Source organism: Synechococcus sp. RC10B2 (assembly GCF_047502635.1).
This window is the reverse complement of the sequence record NZ_JANSHO010000052.1, coordinates 26,222-43,652: the sequence shown is the minus strand read 5'-3', so window position 1 is coordinate 43,652 and position 17,431 is coordinate 26,222. Positions and strand designations below refer to the sequence as shown.

17 protein-coding genes are annotated in these 17,431 nt (G+C 60.8%); 11 read left to right on the top strand and 6 right to left on the bottom strand.

The annotated features are described in order from the left end of the window. Positions 1 to 3: 3 nt before the first annotated feature. Positions 4 to 336, bottom strand: coding sequence for an NINE protein (locus tag NW855_RS06170; protein WP_414402413.1), 333 nt, complete (start codon positions 334 to 336; stop codon positions 4 to 6). A gap of 120 nt (positions 337 to 456) precedes the next feature. Between NW855_RS06170 and NW855_RS06165 the strand changes: the two genes are divergently transcribed. The 3 genes from NW855_RS06165 to NW855_RS06155 all read left to right on the top strand — a co-directional run bounded on the left by NW855_RS06165 (position 457) and on the right by NW855_RS06155 (position 5,717). Then, the gene (locus tag NW855_RS06165) at positions 457 to 1,455 is read left to right on the top strand and encodes a ribose-phosphate pyrophosphokinase (RefSeq protein WP_099884625.1); all 999 of its coding nucleotides are present in this window, start codon (positions 457 to 459) and stop codon (positions 1,453 to 1,455) included. A gap of 195 nt (positions 1,456 to 1,650) precedes the next feature. Further along, positions 1,651 to 4,683 carry a PAS domain S-box protein gene (locus tag NW855_RS06160; protein WP_240527771.1) on the top strand — a complete coding sequence of 1,011 codons (3,033 nt, stop codon included), beginning with the start codon at positions 1,651 to 1,653 and terminating at the stop codon, positions 4,681 to 4,683. Next, positions 4,680 to 5,717: a response regulator gene (locus NW855_RS06155; protein WP_099812661.1), complete on the top strand. Its 1,038-nt coding sequence runs from the start codon at positions 4,680 to 4,682 to the stop codon at positions 5,715 to 5,717. The genes NW855_RS06160 and NW855_RS06155 overlap by 4 nt, the downstream gene beginning before the upstream one ends. Here NW855_RS06155 and NW855_RS06150 read toward each other — a convergent pair whose 3' ends face one another. Then, a complete protein-coding gene (locus NW855_RS06150; RefSeq protein WP_099812662.1) occupies positions 5,718 to 6,821 on the bottom strand; it encodes a septal ring lytic transglycosylase RlpA family protein in 1,104 nt (367 codons plus the stop codon). Between the two features lie 145 nt (positions 6,822 to 6,966). Between NW855_RS06150 and purM the strand changes: the two genes are divergently transcribed. The 5 genes from purM to NW855_RS06125 all read left to right on the top strand — a co-directional run bounded on the left by purM (position 6,967) and on the right by NW855_RS06125 (position 13,049). Further along, positions 6,967 to 8,022 carry a phosphoribosylformylglycinamidine cyclo-ligase gene (gene purM, locus NW855_RS06145; protein WP_011431653.1) on the top strand — a complete coding sequence of 352 codons (1,056 nt, stop codon included), beginning with the start codon at positions 6,967 to 6,969 and terminating at the stop codon, positions 8,020 to 8,022. 202 nt (positions 8,023 to 8,224) lie between these two features. Continuing rightward, complete coding sequence (locus NW855_RS06140) at positions 8,225 to 9,235, top strand: ABC transporter ATP-binding protein (protein ID WP_099812663.1); 1,011 nt, start codon at positions 8,225 to 8,227, stop codon at positions 9,233 to 9,235. Beyond that, complete coding sequence (locus tag NW855_RS06135) at positions 9,232 to 10,017, top strand: ABC transporter permease (protein ID WP_011431651.1); 786 nt, start codon at positions 9,232 to 9,234, stop codon at positions 10,015 to 10,017. The genes NW855_RS06140 and NW855_RS06135 overlap by 4 nt, the downstream gene beginning before the upstream one ends. Positions 10,018 to 10,041: 24 nt before the next feature. Then, positions 10,042 to 11,610, top strand: a complete 1,569-nt coding sequence (locus NW855_RS06130; RefSeq protein ID WP_011431650.1) for a GldG family protein — start codon at positions 10,042 to 10,044, stop codon at positions 11,608 to 11,610. 17 nt (positions 11,611 to 11,627) lie between these two features. After that, positions 11,628 to 13,049: a DUF4340 domain-containing protein gene (locus NW855_RS06125; protein WP_099884425.1), complete on the top strand. Its 1,422-nt coding sequence runs from the start codon at positions 11,628 to 11,630 to the stop codon at positions 13,047 to 13,049. Positions 13,050 to 13,069: 20 nt separating this feature from the next. On the opposite strand, the gene NW855_RS06120 is transcribed toward NW855_RS06125, so the two are convergent. The 4 genes from NW855_RS06120 to rpsF all read right to left on the bottom strand — a co-directional run bounded on the left by NW855_RS06120 (position 13,070) and on the right by rpsF (position 15,248). Beyond that, a complete protein-coding gene (locus NW855_RS06120; protein ID WP_041438695.1) occupies positions 13,070 to 13,603 on the bottom strand; it encodes a universal stress protein in 534 nt (177 codons plus the stop codon). Positions 13,604 to 13,815: 212 nt separating this feature from the next. Further along, a complete protein-coding gene (locus NW855_RS06115) occupies positions 13,816 to 14,415 on the bottom strand; it encodes a M14 family zinc carboxypeptidase (RefSeq protein ID WP_414508527.1) in 600 nt (199 codons plus the stop codon). 56 nt (positions 14,416 to 14,471) lie between these two features. After that, positions 14,472 to 14,870, bottom strand: coding sequence for a single-stranded DNA-binding protein (locus tag NW855_RS06110; RefSeq protein WP_099812668.1), 399 nt, complete (start codon positions 14,868 to 14,870; stop codon positions 14,472 to 14,474). A gap of 87 nt (positions 14,871 to 14,957) precedes the next feature. Further along, positions 14,958 to 15,248, bottom strand: coding sequence for a 30S ribosomal protein S6 (gene rpsF / locus NW855_RS06105; RefSeq protein WP_011431645.1), 291 nt, complete (start codon positions 15,246 to 15,248; stop codon positions 14,958 to 14,960). A gap of 231 nt (positions 15,249 to 15,479) precedes the next feature. Here rpsF and NW855_RS06100 point away from each other — a divergent pair, with 231 nt between their 5' ends. The 3 genes from NW855_RS06100 (at position 15,480) to NW855_RS06090 (ending at position 17,370) form a co-directional block, all read left to right on the top strand. Further along, a complete protein-coding gene (locus NW855_RS06100) occupies positions 15,480 to 15,725 on the top strand; it encodes an acyl carrier protein (RefSeq protein WP_011431644.1) in 246 nt (81 codons plus the stop codon). Positions 15,726 to 15,822: 97 nt separating this feature from the next. Next, the gene (gene fabF, locus NW855_RS06095; protein WP_414508526.1) at positions 15,823 to 17,088 is read left to right on the top strand and encodes a beta-ketoacyl-ACP synthase II; all 1,266 of its coding nucleotides are present in this window, start codon (positions 15,823 to 15,825) and stop codon (positions 17,086 to 17,088) included. Positions 17,089 to 17,100: 12 nt separating this feature from the next. Next, positions 17,101 to 17,370 carry a hypothetical protein gene (locus tag NW855_RS06090; protein WP_099812671.1) on the top strand — a complete coding sequence of 90 codons (270 nt, stop codon included), beginning with the start codon at positions 17,101 to 17,103 and terminating at the stop codon, positions 17,368 to 17,370. Positions 17,371 to 17,431 lie beyond the last annotated feature (61 nt).

Here is a 17,431-nt window from a genome sequence, read left to right as displayed (position 1 = left end):
AAATCAAGTCAAGAGCTGACCGATCCCCAACAGCCCAAAAGTCAGCAGCCAGAGCAGCCCTGTGCGCCAGCGGCGCAGGTAAAAACGGTGCAGGCCGCAAAGGCCGAACAAACCCAAGATCCAGAGCACGTAGGCCGAGCCCAGGCTGGCCGGGATCCCGTTGCCGGGAGAGACTGCTGCTGCCTTCCGCTCTTCCTCCTCCGCTTGGCGCTCCAGCCGATACTGCTCCACCAGATGGCGAAATTGCTCTGGCGTCAGCAAACCCAGCTCCAGCCAGGCTTGCAACCCCCGCAAGACCTGCTGCCGGGATCTCGAAACGGTATCTTGGGAGCCCATCGCTGCATTCCCTGGGGATTAGTATGAAGAAATACCCAGTTGCTGAGGTGGGAAAAGCTAATGCTACGATAACGGAGCGTGCCTTTGGGCGCTAGCTACGGACGAGTTCAATACCGATCTGTGGTTCGCTCTGCCCCTTTTCTTCGCCCCTCCCCCCTGCCGCCTGTTTCTGAGAGCAACCGGCTTAAGATATTTTCCGGCAGTGCCAATCCCGCCCTGGCCCAGGAGGTAGCTCGATATTTGGGCTTGGATCTGGGCCCGATACTGCGCAAGCGCTTTGCCGATGGGGAACTGTACATCCAAATCCAGGAGTCGATCCGGGGTGCCGATGTCTACTTGGTGCAGCCCACCTGCCGCCCGGTCAACGATCACCTGATGGAGCTGTTGGTGATCATCGACGCCTGCCGCCGCGCCTCGGCCCGCCAGATCACCGCCGTCTTGCCCTACTACGGCTACGCCCGCGCCGACCGCAAAACCGCCGGACGGGAAGCCATCACCGCCAAGCTGGTGGCCAACATGATCACCCAGGCGGGAGCCCACCGGGTGCTGGCCATGGATCTCCACTCGGCCCAGATCCAGGGCTACTTCGACATCCCCCTCGACCACGTCTATGCCCAGCCGGTTCTGCAGGCCTACCTCAAAGAAAAAGGCCTGCTCGACGAGGATATTGTGGTCGTCTCTCCCGATGTAGGGGGAGTAGCGCGGGCTCGCGCCTTTGCCAAAAAACTCAAGGAAGCCCCGCTGGCGATTATCGACAAGCGCCGCCAGGCCCACAACGACGTGGAAGTCATGAACCTCATTGGCGATGTGCGCGGTAAAATCGCCATCCTTGTGGATGACATGATCGATACGGCGGGCACCATTTCCGAAGGGGCAAAGTTGCTGCGCAAGTCGGGAGCCAAGGCGGTTTACGCTTGCGCCATTCACCCGGTCTTTTCCGATCCCGCCATCGAACGCCTGCAGGGCGGGCTGTTTGAAGAGGTGATCGTCACCAACACCATCCCCATCCCTCCAGAGCGGCATTTTCCAGGCTTAACCGTCCTCTCGGTGGCGAGCGTGCTGGGAGAAGCGATCTGGCGCATTCACGAAGACAGCTCCGTCAGCAGCATGTTTCACTAAAGTTTCTCCAGAGCATCGCTAAAGTATAGATAGGGGGTGCAGAACGGGCGTACCTGGAGGGGATCCCTTGCTTTTTGCCCTGTGAAGACCAACTCAACAGGTACCCCCCATCTATCCTGATGGACTGGGTAGAGCTAGCTTCCCAGCCGAGTTTTTCCCATGTCGCCTCCCATTTCTAGGTCACCAAGATCCGTTGTGAACGGTTGTGTTGCCGGGCAGGCCGCCGCCAGGGAAGAGCTGTCCCTTCCAACTGAACTGAAGACAGAGTCCGCTGCGGCGCTGTACCCGCTGTTGCAATTGCTGGGGCAACTGCTGAACGTACCCTGGGTCTATCTAGAACTGGTCCAGCCGGGATCCCATTCCGACTCGCCTGCAAAAGGGATCCTCTACCCCAACCCCCAGCAGATCCCCGGCAACGAGCCGCCCAACCCCATCGGCGGATCTTGGCCCTTTCAGGAAGCCTTTCCCCTGCTGGATGAGGGAGGGAGGCGGCTGGCAACACTTTACCTGCTGGGGGAGCGCCCCCGCCAACTGAGCCTCCCCGAACGGGGACAGATCGACCTCATCGCCCTTAGCCTGCGACACATCCTGCTCCAGGCCCAGGAGCAGCGACAAGCCCTCGAGCAGCTCCAGACGCAACTGCAGCACAGCCGCAGCACCGCCGCCCGCTACCAGCCGATCTTCGAGAACGCCGTCGAAGGGATTTTTCAAACCACTCCAGAAGGGAAATATCTGGTGGCCAACCCGGCTCTGGCCCATATTTTCGGCTACGAATCCCCGGAAGATTTGATGCGCCACGTCTCCGATATCGGCACTCAGATCTACGGCGATCCAGAGCAGCGATCTGAGTTCGTACAGCGCATGCTGAAGGAAGGCCAGGTCGTGCACGCGGAGCAGCAGGTCTGCCGCAAGGACGGCAAAAAAATCTGGATTTCTTTAAACGCCCGCGCCCTGTACAACGAGCAGGGGGAGCCCCTCTATTTTGAAGGGTTTGTTACCGATATTACAGCCTCCCGCCAGCTTAAAGAACGGCAACAGCAACTGGAAGAAGCCCGCAGAGAGAGCGAACATCGTTTTTTGCAACTGGCTGAGAACAGCCAGCAACTGTTTTGGATTTCAACGCTCTGCGGCAAAGAGCTGATTTACGTCAGCCCCGCCTGTGAAGCCATTTGGGGCCTTTCCCCTGCAGAGGCCTACGCCAATCCCCAGGCCTGGATGCGCCGCATTCACCCTGACGATCGCTGGCTGTTCCCCGCCATTTTTCAAGCCCAACTTCAGGGCCAACCCACCGATGTGGTTTTTCGCCTCTGCCGCCCCGATGGCCGCCTCCTCTGGCTGCGAGAACGCACCTTTCCCATCCTCGACAAAGAGGGCAAGGTCTACCGGGTGGCAGGGATCGCCGAAGACATCACCGAGTCCAAGCAACTGGAAGCCGAACGTCGTCGTATAGAGCAAGCCTGGCAACAGAGCGCCAATCATTTCCGGCAGATCTTTGAGCTGGCTCCCAACGGCATTGCTCTGGTGGATCTGCAGGGGCGATTTATCCAGGTCAACGAGGCCTTTGCCCAGATCGTCGGCTACACCCCCGAAGAGTTGCAGCGTCGGCAACAACTGGACATCCTCCACCCCGACGATGTCAACCAACTGCTGGCGGCTAACGAGGCTCTCTTGACACGCAAAGTCTCCATCAGCCAGCGGCAGATTCGCTACATCCACCGTTCCGGCCAAGTTGTCCATGTGCTGTTCCAGGCCGCCCTGCTTACCGATGGAGCCGGCCAGCCCACCCAGTTTCTCAACCAGGTGATCGACATCAGCGCCCGCGTCGAGGCAGAAGTGGCCCTCAAAGAAAGCGAAGAACGCTTCCGCCAATCCTTTGAGTGGTCCCCCATCGCCAAGGCCATGACCCACCTGGATGGCACCTATTTTCAAATCAACGCCGCCTTTACCGAAACCCTGGGCTACACCCTAGAAGATCTCGAGGGGAAAACCGTCCTCGACATCACCCATCCCGACGACATCGCCGTCACCTTGGAGAGCACCAACCGCCTGCTGGCCGGCGAGGTGCACCACTGCGAACAGGAGCAACGCTACATTCACAAGAACGGGCAAATTGTCTATGCCCTTCTCCGCATCACCCTGGTGCGCACCGCCCAAGGGGATCCCAGCTACTTTCTCAGCCAAATTTTGGACATTACCGAGCGCAAGCAAGCCGAGGCAGCCCTTCGCCAAAGCGAGCTGAGTTTGCGGGGCATCTTTGAGCAGTCGGCCCTGGGCATTTCCATCGTCGATAGGCAGGGCCGTTACCTCAAGGTGAACCCCGCCCTGGAAGAGATCCTTGGCTACAGCGGCGCCGAATTGGTCAACAAGAGCTTCTGCGACCTCACCCACCCGGACGACCTCGAGGAAGATTGGCGACTCTTCCAGGAAGTTTTGAACGGCCAACGGGATCGCTACCACCTGGAAAAACGCTATATCCACCGCAGCGGCAAGGTGGTTTGGTGTCGCCTGGCAGTCTCAGCAGTGCGGGATCCCGAAGGCAAAAACCTCTTCATCATCGGCATCTCTGAAGACATTACCGAAGAAAAACGGGCGGAGCTGCAGATTCAGGCGGCCCTGCAGGAAAAAGAGATTCTGCTGCGGGAGATCCACCACCGCGTCAAAAATAACCTGCAAATCATCTCCAGCCTGCTGCGGCTCCAGGCGGATCAAATCAAAAGCCACAAGTATGCCCGCGTTTTTAAGGACGCCGGCAGCCGCATTCAGGCGATGTCTTTGATCCACGAGGGCCTGTACCAGTCCAACAACCTGGCTGCTGTGGATTTGAGGCAGTACCTCCACAATTTAATTTCTAATCTTTTCCACTCCTACGGCGTGAACCCCGAGATCATTCGCGCCAGCATCCGCGCCGAAGGGATCCGCCTCAACCTCGATGAGGCAGTTTTGTGTGGCCTGATCATCAACGAGCTGGTCACCAACAGCCTCAAATACGCCTTTCCCAAAGGCCGCAGCGGCCAGATCGACGTCCACTTTAAGCAAACCCGTACTTATACTCAGTTGCGCGTCTCTGACAACGGCATTGGCCTGCCCAGCAACTTCGATTTCAAGGAAACTCAATCTTTGGGTTTACAACTGGTTGCAACTCTCACCGATCAGCTCCAGGGCAAGATAGAATTGAGAAACAAGTCGGGTACCACTTTCATCATTACCTTTCCGAGGAGCCAGCCTTGAAGAAAGTTCCCATGCTTGCCAAAGGCAGCATTCTGGTTGTCGAAGACGAGAAGATCATCGCCAAGGATATCGCCAACGTCCTGAAAAAATTTGGCTATGCGGTGCCGGCCATCGCGTCCTCTGGCGAAGAAGCGATCCGATGGCTGGAGGAAATGTCGGTGGACTTGGTCTTGATGGACATCGTTTTGAAAGGGGATCTCGACGGTATTGAAGCCGCCAAGCGGATCGCCGAGCGCTTCAACATTCCGGTGGTGCACCTGACGGCCTACGCTGATGAGGACACTCTCTCTCGCGTTAAGGAGACACAGCCTTTTGGCTACATCATCAAACCTTTCAAAGAGCGGGAGCTCTACACCGCCATCGAAATTGCCTTGCACAACCACCGGCAGAGCCTAGAAAGCCGCAGGCTGGAGGAGAAAAGGCTGGAGGAGCTGCGACAGAAGCTGCAGCAGTTGCAGCAGTTTGCAGAGGTCAAGGGCACTTTGTTCAAGAAGTTCTTGCAAGATCTGAGTGAGCCCCTCTCGAACCTCAAGTTTGCCCTAGGATTGCTCAAGGAGGCAGAGTCGGAGCAGAAGCGGCAGCACTACCTACGGGTGCTGGAGGAAGAGTTTCACCGCGAGCTGGAACTGATTCATCAGACTTCTAACCTGGAAGATTTGCTAAACCTGGAAAATGTCGGCCTGCTGAGCCAGTTTAGCTTGTTGCGGGCCCAGGAGCCCAGCCGGAGTCGCCTGCTAGAAGGGGAGAAGCCGCCAGCCACAGCTACGGCTACCCTCTCCGAGCCCCCCGCAGCGGCGGCCTGTCCTGCCCCGCCGCCCAGCCCTGCCGCTGCCGAGGAGGCGATTACAGTGCCGCGGGCGACGCTGCGCCCCCTCAACCAAACTCAGTTGGCAGAGCGGCTGGGGGTGGTGGTCTCCGCCATCACCTACTGGAAGTTCAAGAGTGGGTTTCCCGAGTGGAGCCGCAGCCGGGATCCGGACGGCATTGCTTGGCACTACTCGCCCGATTCCAAGCGCTTTTCGCCCGTGCCTTAGCTAGCGCTGCACGACTTCCAGGCGCACCGGCGCCAGCCCCGAGCGCACCATCCCCAGGGCCTCCGCCGCCCGCAGGGAAAGGTCGATGATCCGACCGGGGATGAAGGGGCCGCGATCGTTGATGCGCACGACAGCCTGGCGCCCGTTGTCCAGGTTGGTTACCCGCACCTCGGTGCCGAAGGGGAGGGTGGGATGGGCAGCTGTCATCTCGTGGCGGGTGGGGTGCAGGTCATACCAGGAGGCGATCCCTTCTTGCACAGGCCCGACCACTCGGACAGAGTCCGGTTGCGCCTGGGCCTGAGTTTCTGATCGGCGGGCAGCGGTGGCTTTGGCGGCAGTCAGGGTGGCCGGCTGGGGCAGGGCCGAAGGGGCAAGAGGAGGGGCATCCAGCAGCAGACGGCGCAGACGATTGGCAGCCAAAACCGCTGTATCCACCGGGCGTTGGTTATCCAGCAGCAGCACTCCTTCGTCGATGCGCAGCAATTCCTCGTCGTTTACCCGAACCGCGTAGAGGGGATCCCCGGATTGGGGCTCTGCCCAAGCCAGAGTAATGGTCGTGTCCTTCAGGGATCCCTGGGCCATTTGGTTGAGCCGGGCCACGAGGGAGCTGGCCCGCAGCAGCGGCGACTCCAACCCGGGCTGCTCGACAAAGCTGACAACGGGGAGATCCCGAACGTAGACGGTGACCACCTGCCGCCCGTCCATCTGGTAGTCGTAGAGGGTGGAGACAGGCTGGCTGGACGACTGCTGCTGTTCGCCGATCTTGAGGATGGGCTCTTCCATTGGCCGAGAAGGGATTGCCCGGCGAGCCAGGGAAAGAGACTGCGAGTGTTGGGGGTTCAAGGTGCCGAGTTTGGCTGGCGGGGGAGCGTTGGGTTGGGGGGGAGAGACAAGGTCAGTTGCCGGGGAGAGGGAGTGGGTTTTGGGGGATAGCTGGGTTGCTCTGGCACTAGGGGAGCCGCTGCGAGTTGAGGCTTGCGCCCGCGAGGTTGGGCTGCCCAACATACCTGCCGGCAAGCTGAAGGCCGTAACACAGAGACAGCCGACCAAGCCCACTTGGCGGGCGGGAGCCAGTCCCTGTCCAAGCCGCTTCCAATTTCGCATGAGGCCGCGCTCCTCTCGAAACTCCTGTACAACGTCCAATGCGACAGTAAAACAGAAGTTAATGTACCATAGGTTTCGAAGTTGACAAGCTTGCCCGGCCAAGGGCAAAAGCCCAAGTCCCGTCAGCATAAGGATTTTCGGCATCTTGGACTACCGCTCAGCAGGGGTTGACATTGAACTCGGACGCGCTTTTGTCAAGGGGATCCGGGAGCGCGTTGAAGGCTCTCAAGCTCAGTCTTCAGGTTCTTCAGGAACCTTGGGCGGCATCGGCGGCTTTGCCGGCTTGTTGGAGCTACCGGCGGGCTACCGGGCCCCGGTTCTAGTTGCCGGCACTGATGGAGTGGGCACCAAGCTGGAGATCGCCCAGCAGTGGGGGCAGCACCGCGGCGTGGGCATCGACCTGGTGGCCATGTGTGTCAACGATGTGCTGACGGTGGGGGCCAGGCCGCTGTTTTTCCTGGACTACATTGCCACCGGCAAGCTGGAGCCGGAAGCGCTTTGGCAGGTGATCGACGGCATCTTGGAGGGCTGCCAGGAGGCCGGCTGCCAACTCCTGGGGGGGGAGACGGCAGAGATGCCGGGGTTTTACCCGCCCGGCAAGTACGACCTGGCGGGTTTTTGCGTCGGGATCGTCGAGAGGGCAGACGTTCTCGACAGCTCGCGGGTGCAGCTTGGGGATCGGTTGTGGGCCTTGCCCAGCAGCGGGTTGCACAGCAACGGCTTTAGCCTGGTGCGGCGCATTGTGGCCGAGCGGGGCTGGCCTTGGGATCACCAACCCCCTGGCTGGGATCGGCCTTTGGCGGAGGTCTTTCTCACTCCCACCCGCATCTATGTCCAGGCAGTGCAGCGGCTGCAGGCAGCAGGGATCCCCCTCCACGGCATGGCCCACATCACCGGCGGCGGCATCCCAGAAAACTTGCCCCGCTGTTTGGCTCCGGAGCAGGCGGCGCGGCTAGAGCCCCACAGTTGGCCCATCCCACCGGAGTTTCTCTGGCTGCAGGAGCAAGGCCAAGTGGAGACCTTGGAGATGTTCAACACCTTCAACCTGGGGGTAGGCTATGTGCTGGTGATCCCTCCTGAGGCGGAAAATCGGCTGAGATCCCTGCTCCCCGAAGCCTTTCCCATTGGCGAGGTGGTGCCGGCCCGCCCAGGGGAGAGCCGGGTCTTGGGGCTGGAGGAGTGGGGATCCTTGGTACCTTGAGTCCCCACCAAAGGGGGGAAGGAGCTGGCTGTGTTTGCGGATCCCTGCCGCTGCTGTGCTAAGTTTGCTGATGGCCTCGGCGCTGCTGCCTCTGTTGCTCTCAACCTCCGCCTATTTCACAAGAGAAGGGCTGCGCGCTTTCCCATCTCCGGACTTGGGCTGTTGGCCAACTCCCGCTGACCCTCTAGGTTAGGAGCCGCCGATGACAGGTTTATCCACTGCTCCTGCAACCAAGGCTGCCATCGAAGTGGAACATCTGAGCAAAACCTACGGCAGCTTTACGGCCATCCGCGACATCTCTTTCCAGGTCAACGCCGGCGAGATCATGGGGTTTCTGGGGCCCAACGGCGCCGGCAAAACCACTTCTATGCGCATTTTGGCTGGCTATTTGCCTGCCAGCGAGGGGACGGCGCGGGTGGCCGGGTTCGATGTGCATGAAAACCCTATGGCGGTGCGGCAGCGCATCGGCTACCTGCCAGAAAACCCGCCCCTCTACCCGGACATGACGGTGGAGAGCTACCTGGACTTTGTCGCCCAGATCAAACGGGTCAGCGCCGGGGATCGGCCGCGACGGGTGGACGAGGTGATCCGCCGCTGCAGCCTGGAAGACAAGCGCCACACCTTGATCCGCAAGCTCTCCAAGGGGTACAAGCAGCGGGTGGGCCTGGCCCAGGCCCTGGTGCACGACCCGCCGGTGATCATCCTGGACGAGCCCACGATTGGGCTGGATCCCAAGCAAATTATCGAGGTGCGCAACCTCATCAAGAGCCTGGCAGGAGAGCACACCATCATCCTCTCCACCCACATCCTGCCGGAGGTGAGCATGACCTGCGACCGGGTGGTGATCATCAACCGCGGCCAGGTGGCGGCCATTGGCACGCCCGCCGAGCTGACGGCCCAGCTTCAGGATCGGCAGCAGGCGAAGCTGGTGGTGGGCGCTCCTGAGGAAACGGCCATCCGAGCGGCCCTGCAGAACCTGCCCCAGGTGGAGGTGGTGAGCTTGCAGGCCCTGGGATCCGATCCCCCTCGCTGGCAGGTGCACCTGAAGAGCCATGTTTCTGCAGAAGGCTGGATCCCGGAGGTGGCCAGGGCCCTGGTACAGGCGGGGATCGACCTCTACGAGATCGGCCGTCCCCAGGCTTCTTTGGAGGAGATTTTCCTGCAGCTCACTACCCAAGAGGGATCCGAAGGCGCGTTGGAGGAAGCGGCATGAACGGCGTGGTTGCCATTTTTCGCAAAGAGCTGCGCGGCTACTTCACCTCCCCCATTGCCTACGTGGTGGCGGCGGTGTTCTGGGGACTGGCGGGGTTTTTCTTCGTCAACATCTTGGTGCGGGTGATCAACTTCTCGCAGCAGGTGGATCTCTTTGCCCAGTTTGGCCAAGAGAACCCTTTTGATGCCGCCACCATCCTGTCGCAGCAGTTTCTCAATCTGCTGGGCACGCTTTCCTTATTTTTATTGCCCATCTTTACCATGAGCTCCTACGCCGAGGAGCGGCGGCGGGGCACCATGGAGCTCTTAGCCACTTCCCCCATCACCAACCTAGAGGTGGCCCTGGGCAAGTGGCTGGCGGTCTGGGTGTTTTTCATCACGCTGCTGCTGCCGCCGCTGGTCTACCACGTGCTGGTGCTGAGTAGCGCCAACCCAGCAGTGGACTACCGCCTGACCCTGATGGGCTATGTGGGGCTTGCTCTGCTGGCCGGCAGCGTCATGGCCCTGGGGTTGTTCATCTCTTCCCTGACCGACAGCACCCTTATTGCGGCGGTGGCTACCTTTGGGCTGATCCTGCTGCTCTGGGTCATCGACGCGGCAGCCGGCCAGGAGAGCAACTGGATTGCCGCCACTCTGAGGCATGTCTCGCTGCTGCAGCAGTACAGCAACTGGGTGCAAGGGATCCTCAGCAGCAGCAGTGTTGTCCTTTTCCTCAGCATCATCGTGCTGGGGCTGTTTGCCACGGTGCAATCGGTGGAAAGCCTGCGCTGGCAGCAGAGCTAGGGTTGCGTTGGGAGGAGTGCGGTGATGAAAGCTTGGCAGGCATTGGCAGATTGGACGGGGATCGTCGGCCTTGGCGTCGTGGCCATCGGCCTGCTGGTGGGAGCTGCCCTCACCGGCTGGACGGCGGTGCCCCTGAGCCTGATGGCCACGGGCTTGGCCCTGGTGGTGGTTTGGGGCCTCACCCACCGGAAGGAAGTGAGCCTGTTCCTGGGCCTGCGCTCCACCCAGACCAACGCCAACATCCTGGTGGCGGCGGCGGCGATGGCCGTGATCTTGGTGTTGCTCAACGTCGTGGCGGTGCGCTACGACCTGCGCCTGGATCTCACGGAAGAGGGGCTGTTTACCCTCTCCCCCCAGACGCGGCAATTGGTGCAAGGGCTGGCCCAGCCAATGAAAGTCTGGGTGGTCACCACCGCCCCCGATCCCAACCTGCGGGAACAGCTGGAGCGCTACCGCCGCCTCAACCCCGAGCGCTTCCAGTTTGAGTTTGTGGATCCCAACCGCGATCCCCTCACTGTCCAGCGGCTGCAGGTTACCCAAAATAACACCCTGGTGGTCGAATCGGGCAATAACCGCCAACAACTGCCCCAGCCGCCCGCCCCTGAGCTGGAGAGTAAGCTCACCCCTGTGCTGGCCAAGGTGGTTAACCGCGGCGAAGTGGTGGCCTATTTTGTACAGGGGCATGGGGAGGTGAGCCTGGAAGCTCGCGAGGGCACCCCAACCCTGGCCCAGGCGGTGGCAGCCCTCGGCCAGGAGGGCTACCGGGTGGAGCCGCTGAACCTGGTGCAGTCGCAGATCCCAGAGGAGGCGGATGTGTTGGTCTTGGCAGGGCCGCAGCGGGCTCTCTTCCCCGGCGAGGTGGAGAAGCTGCAGGACTACCTGGCCAAAGGGGGGCGGCTGCTGCTCTTGATTGGGCCACGGGTGGATGCCGGCCTGGATCCCTTGCTGGAGGAGTGGGGCGTGGTTTTGGGGGATGACTTCATCATTGAGGTGAGCAGCGTCAGCCAGCTTTTGGGCACGGGGCCGGCGGTGGCCCTGGTTACCACCTACGGGGATCACCCCATCACCGCTCCCCTGGCAGAACAGCGGCTGATGACCCTCTTCCCCCTGGCCCGTTCTGTAGACACTGAGGTCCGCGAAGGGATCCAGGCCACGCCTCTGCTGCGCACCAGCCCGCAGAGCTGGGGAGAGACCAGCCCCAACCTAGAGGCCGGCCCGCTGCAATTTGACCCGGATCAAGACAAGCCCGGCCCCCTGACCCTGGGCGTAGCCCTGACCCGCCAGGTGAAAGGCGATCAGAAGACCTCAGAATCCCAGGAGGGGCCGACCGAGGCTCGGCTGGTGGTGATCGGCAACGTCAACTTTGCCCTCGACGGCAACCTGAGGCAGCAGGGGAACCGCGATCTCTTCCTCAACACCCTCAACTGGCTCACTGAGCGAACCGAACAGATCTCCATTCGCCCCAAATCCATCACCGACCGCCGTCTTGCCGTGACCGGCCAGAACTTCCGCTGGCTGGTGCTGGGATCGACGGTGCTCCTGCCGCTGGTGGCGTTGGGATCGGGGGCCGTGCTCTGGTGGCAAAGACGATAGGGCCAAGGAGGACGAGCATGTTCAAGCGCAGCACCTGGATTCTCTTGGGCTTGGCAGTGGCTGCTCTGCTGGGGTATTTCCTCTTTGACAACTTCCAGCAACTGCGCCAGCAGCAGCAAGCGGAGCGGGCGCGGCTTTTCCACTTTGCCCCCGACACCATTGCCCGCATCGAGATTCGCCAGCAGCAAGAGGGGGAACCGGAGGAAATCCTTTTGGAGCGCACTCCTGAGGCAGAAGAGGGATCCCGTTGGCGCATTATCCGTCCCATCCAGTCGGCGGCGCTGGACTTCCCGGTGGAGCAGTTGCTCAACAGCTTCTCCCGCCTCACGCCTCAAATCACGCTGGAAGGGGCTGAGGATTTGGCGGCCTTCGGCCTAGATAAGCCGCGCCACCAGATCGCCCTCTTCCCCCAAGAGGGGGATCCCTACCGCCTGGACATTGGCAACGACAACTTCGACGGCTCCGGCTTCTACGCCAGGCCAGAAGGGGGAGAGGTGGTGCTCTTGGCCAGCACCCAGAAGGGATCCCTCTTGCCTTCTCTGCTGGCTTTGCGGGACAAAACTCTGCTGCGCTTTGACACAGCGGCGGTGAAGTCTCTGCAGGTGCAGTTGGCCGAGGCAGAGCCAGAGGTCGTTCGCTTGGAGCGACAAGAAAATACGTGGCAGATCGTCGAGCCCCGCGAGCTGCCTGCCGATGACCTGAACGTCGACCGTCTGCTCAATACGTTGTCTCGCCTGCAAGCGGTGGAGTTTCCGGCTGAAACCAAAGCGGAGCTGGCTCCTTATGGTCTGGAGAAGCCTTCTGCCCAGCTAACCGTTGAGCTCAAGGATGGCAAGACCCTGACTGTGGCCTTGGGAGCGGAAAAAGAGGGCCAGGTGTACGTCATCACCTCCGAGCACCCGGCGGTGGCCACCCTCCTCACCAGCACCGCCGACATTCTCCGCTCCGACTTCGAGGAGCTGCGGGATCACCGCATCGCCCGTCTCAACCCCAACCAGGTGGGCCCAGTTACCCTGGAATCCCAAGGGGAGCGGGTTACCCTCAATCCTCTGCCCCAGGAGAAGGGATCCCTGGATCTGCGCTGGGAAAATCCGGAGCAACCGGGCCAGCCGGTCAACCTCAGCTCCCTCTTCTCCAGCCTCAATGCCGCCCGCGCCAAGGAGTTCCTGCCGGAGACGGATCCAGACGCCCAAAAAGCCTTGGCCGAGCCAGATCTGAAGCTGACCTTTGAGGCCAAGGGCGAGGACGGTCGGGATCCCTTGAGGTTGAGCTTGACGTCTGCCGGCCTGCGTGCCTATGTACAAAGCAGCTATCAGCCGGATATTGCCGTCATCGACCTCAGCACCTTCAACAGCGTGGAAACCGAAGTGAACCGCTTGCTGGAGGGCAAAGCGGAGGAGACAAGGGACCAACGGGGAGGGTCTTCCTCAGGCTCCTAGCGGTGGCCGGCGGGCTTTTCTTAGCTGGCAGAGGCGGTGGTTGTCTCTTCTTTGGCTGAGGCTGCTTTTTTCAGAGCCTCGCCCTGGATCGTCAACACCGAGCAGGGGGCCCGGTGGAGCACGTAGTTGCTGACGCTGCCCAAAAACAGCTCGCTCAGGCCGGAGTGGCCGCGGCGGCCCACCACAATCAAGTCCGCCTTCCAAGAGCGGGCCAAGTCGCAGATGACCCGACCGGGGTTGCCGTAGTTGAGGCGGTACTCGGCGCGAACTCCCTGCTCAGCGGCTTTCTCCACCAGCGAGCGCAGGTAGTCCATCTGGTTTTGCTCGAAGATGGCACACTGCTCCCGATAAGACTGCCACAGCTCAGCGCTGATGGTGGAGCTGTAATCCACCCCCAAGATCATGGGCGGCTCTGGGGCACCGGGCTCTTCCTGGGACAAAACATGGAGGATCATCATCTCGGCCTGCATGGCCTTGGCCAGTTGGACGGCCTTTTGAAACACTCCCTGGCTCAGCTCCGACCGATCCACCGCCACCAAAATCCTGCTGAACATACCGACTTCCTCCAAATGGCTAACAGATGGGCAAAAGACAAGGCTTGACTTCGGTTTCGACTCCAAGTTCCTTTTTTCTTTGCCCTCATCTATCTGTGTTGTAAAAGAACTGGGCGAGAAAACCGCGGGCATCTCGGATGACCTGTCGGATTGGCAATGAAAGTTCAGAGATCTTGACACAGGTCAGAACTCATCCTCCTGGGCTGTCCACTCTAACACCGCCTGCGCAGCAGTTCCAGCGTCAGGGTGGGGATCCGCCGTTCCTGCCCCGCCCAGGTGCCCAAAGAGCCAGGGGTGGGATAGCCGATGTCGTCGGTTACCGGCAGGCCGTTGCGAGCAGCCATCACCTGAGCCAGCTCAAGGGCAGGGCCATTGTAGTTCACGTAGGGATCGTTCTGGCAGGAGTGGGTAGAAAGGACAAATCGGGGTCGAATCTGGGCCAAACTCGCCAACAACGCTTGTGTCTCCGGCTCGGAGCCTGGGGCCGCTCCCGGCGGATAGCGAGCTTCCAAAGAAGCCGCGATCCAATCTTGCGTGGGCAGATTGCGGTTGAGATCCACGCCGTTGGCGTTGAGCCGTTGCCCTAGGGCACAGCCATCCGGGTTCAGGCATGGGATCGCCCAAAGCGCAGCCCTGCCCTCCAAGGATCTCCATTTCCCAGAAGCCACATAGCGCTCGATCAGGGCATAGCCTTCCACCTCATCGCCATGTACGCCGCCGACCAGCAGCAAGGGGCGGATCCCCTGGGTGAGCTGCCAAAGGTAAATGGGACGCCCCTGCACCGAGTGGCCGATCACTTGCAGAGATGCCAAGGGCTCACCGGCGCCCAGTCTTGGCAACATAGGGGATCCCAGCAAAACTTGCACCGCTAGAACGGAATATCGTCCGGCTCCGCTGGGGAAGCCCCCCCTCCTTCAGAGGAGTCCACAGTTGCAGACTCACCCATCCCCGTCAGAGAGAGAACCCGCGCCGATCCCAGTTGGTGGACGCGACGCGCGGTGATCTCGGCCAACTTTTCCTTACGCCCATCCCGCTCCACCACATTCATGTGCAGTTGGCCCTCCACCGTGATCTGATCCCCCACGCGGCAGGTGTCCACCACCCGCTGGGCCAGCTCTCCAAAAAAGGCAACCCGCACTTGGTACGGTGGCTCCTCTGGGCGCAAGCTGGGAAAGCGCAGCACCAGTGAGGTAACGGCCAGGTTGTCGGGAGTGTAGCGCAGCTCCGGCTCGCTGGCCACTTCCCCCATCAAGACAATCGAGTTCATGACAGAGCCACTGTAAAGTCTATTGGGGCGTTAAAAGAAGGCAGCTCAACTACCTTTACCATGCCTCCAGACCCGGATCCCGTCAACCTAGTTCACGCGCAGAGTCATGTAGCGCAGGATGCTCTCGTTGATGCGCAGATTTTTCTCCCAGGTGGCCACTGTCCTTGGCTCGGCCTCGTAGTTGAACTGGATGTAGAGGCCTTCCTTGAACTTCTTCATCTCAAACCCGGCAAAGCGGCGCTTGCCTCTGTTGGTAATTTCCAGGCCAGTTGCCCCGTTTTCTCGTAGGAGCGATTCCTGCTCGGTGAGGAGTTGTTGCAAGGGTTCGTCCGAGAGGTCGGGGCGCACGATCAGCATTGTCTCATAGGCGCGGGGCATGGAAGCCAGTTCTCCTTGGGAATCCAAATCAAAAGGTGCAGTAGGCTATCCTAGCTTCTCTTTGCGACAATCGAAAAGGGCCACAGCTCAATTCTCCACCCCTCTGCAGCGACAAAAGCAAGCCTCTTCACAAGAGGGGATCCGTTGTCCGATACAATAGGGGATACTTCGATAGCTGCCGGTTGGCTTAGCCAAGACACTCTCAGTCGATCGATATCTAGGGTTCCAAGCATGAGCGCAGATGAAGTTTACAGCCGTGTTCGCAAGATCGTGTCCGATCAACTAGGCGTAGAGGACGACAAAGTAACCCTGGAAGCTAATTTCCAGAACGACCTAGGAGCCGACAGCCTCGATACGGTGGAGCTGGTCATGGCCTTCGAGGAGGAGTTCGATCTGGAAATCCCCGATGAAGATGCGGAGGGCATTGCCACTGTGCAGGATGCCGTCAACTACATCCTCTCTAAGAAAGCTGCCTAGCCTGGGAGAGGGCAATTCTGCCGGCTTGCCTTCCTTCTAACCGGAGGGTACCGCGTCGAAACTGCTCATGGTTGTCGTGGATCCTGCCGCCGCTCCTATGTCCATCCCATCCAACTTCCATCGCCGTGTTGTCATCACGGGGCTAGGGGCGATAACCCCCCTTGGCAATTCTCCTGGCGAGTTCTGGCAGGGCTTGCTGGCAGGGCGCTCTGGCATTGGGCCAATTACCCACTTCGACGCCTCCCGCCACGAGTGCCGCATTGCTGGGGAGGTGAAGGGGTTTGATCCCCTCGACTACCTAGATCGCAAGGATGTCAAGCGCACTGACCGCTTTGTCCACCTGGCGTTGGCTGCCACTCAGCAGGCCCTAGAGGATGCCCAATTTCGGATTACCCATCTCAATGCTGAGCAGGTGGGGGTGGTGCTGGGCAGCGGCATCGGCGGCATCCGGGTCTTGGAAGAGCAGCAGACCATTTATCTCCAGAAAGGGCCAGATCGCTGCAGCCCCTTTATGGTGCCGATGATGATTGCAAATATGGCAGCAGGCCACGTGGCCATTCACTTTGGCGCCAAGGGGCCCAATTTCTGTACGGTAACAGCCTGTGCTTCCGGCTCCAACGCCATTGGTGATGCCTTCCGGCTCCTGCAGCGGGGAGAGGTACAGGCTGTGATTGCGGGGGGTACGGAGGCAGCCGTAACCCCTCTGTCGGTGGCCGGGTTTAGCGCCATGAAAGCTCTTTCCACCCGCAACCACGCCCCGGAGCAGGCCTGCCGGCCCTTTGACCGGGATCGGGATGGCTTTGTCATGGGGGAAGGGGCAGGGATCCTGCTGCTGGAGGAGCTGGAGCATGCTCGCGCCCGCGGCGCCAAGATCTATGCCGAGATCGTCGGCTACGGCCTCACCTGCGACGCCCACCACATCACCAACCCCGCCCCCGCTGGCGAAGGTGCCGCCCGTGCGATGCGGCTAGCCCTTAAAGATGCCGGGATCCAGCCTGACCAGGTGCAGCACATCAACGCCCATGCCACCGGCACGCCTGTGGGGGATGTTGCCGAGGTGCAGGCCATCAGGGCAGTTTTTGGTGAGCATGCCCCTCGCCTAGCCATCAGCGCCACCAAGTCCATGACGGGCCATTTGTTGGGGGGAGCAGGCGGCGTTGCCACCGTGGCGACGGCCCTGGCCATCCACCACGGCTGGGTTCCCCCTACCCTCAACCTGGACAACCTCGACCCCGAGTGCGAGGGGCTGGACTTTGTCCCCCACAGGGCACGGCAGATGGCCGTTGACGTGGCCCTGGTCAATGCCTTCGGGTTTGGGGGGCATAACGTGACCCTGGCCCTGCGCCGCTACTCTTCCAACTAAGGGATCCTGCCCATGTCCACTTCTGAAGGCTCCGCCCCCTCTGTTCGCCAGCAGGCCCTGGCCGCCTTGACGGCGGAGCTGACGCAGCAGGGCCATCCCCCTGAATACGCCCAGCACATGGCGGCGGCAGTGATTTTTCAGGCCGATCTGGATCTCTGCGCCGCCCAGTTGGCGCGGCTGCTGAGTTGGCTAAAGCAAAACCATCCGCAGCTCTATCCAGAGGCAGTGCAACTGGTGGATGCCACCCGCGAGGAGTTTGAGCGGCGAGTTCAAAGGGGGTAGTGGCGGGGATCCCAGCGTTAGGATAGGGAGAGTACCCCTCATTCCTGATTTTGCCGATGGC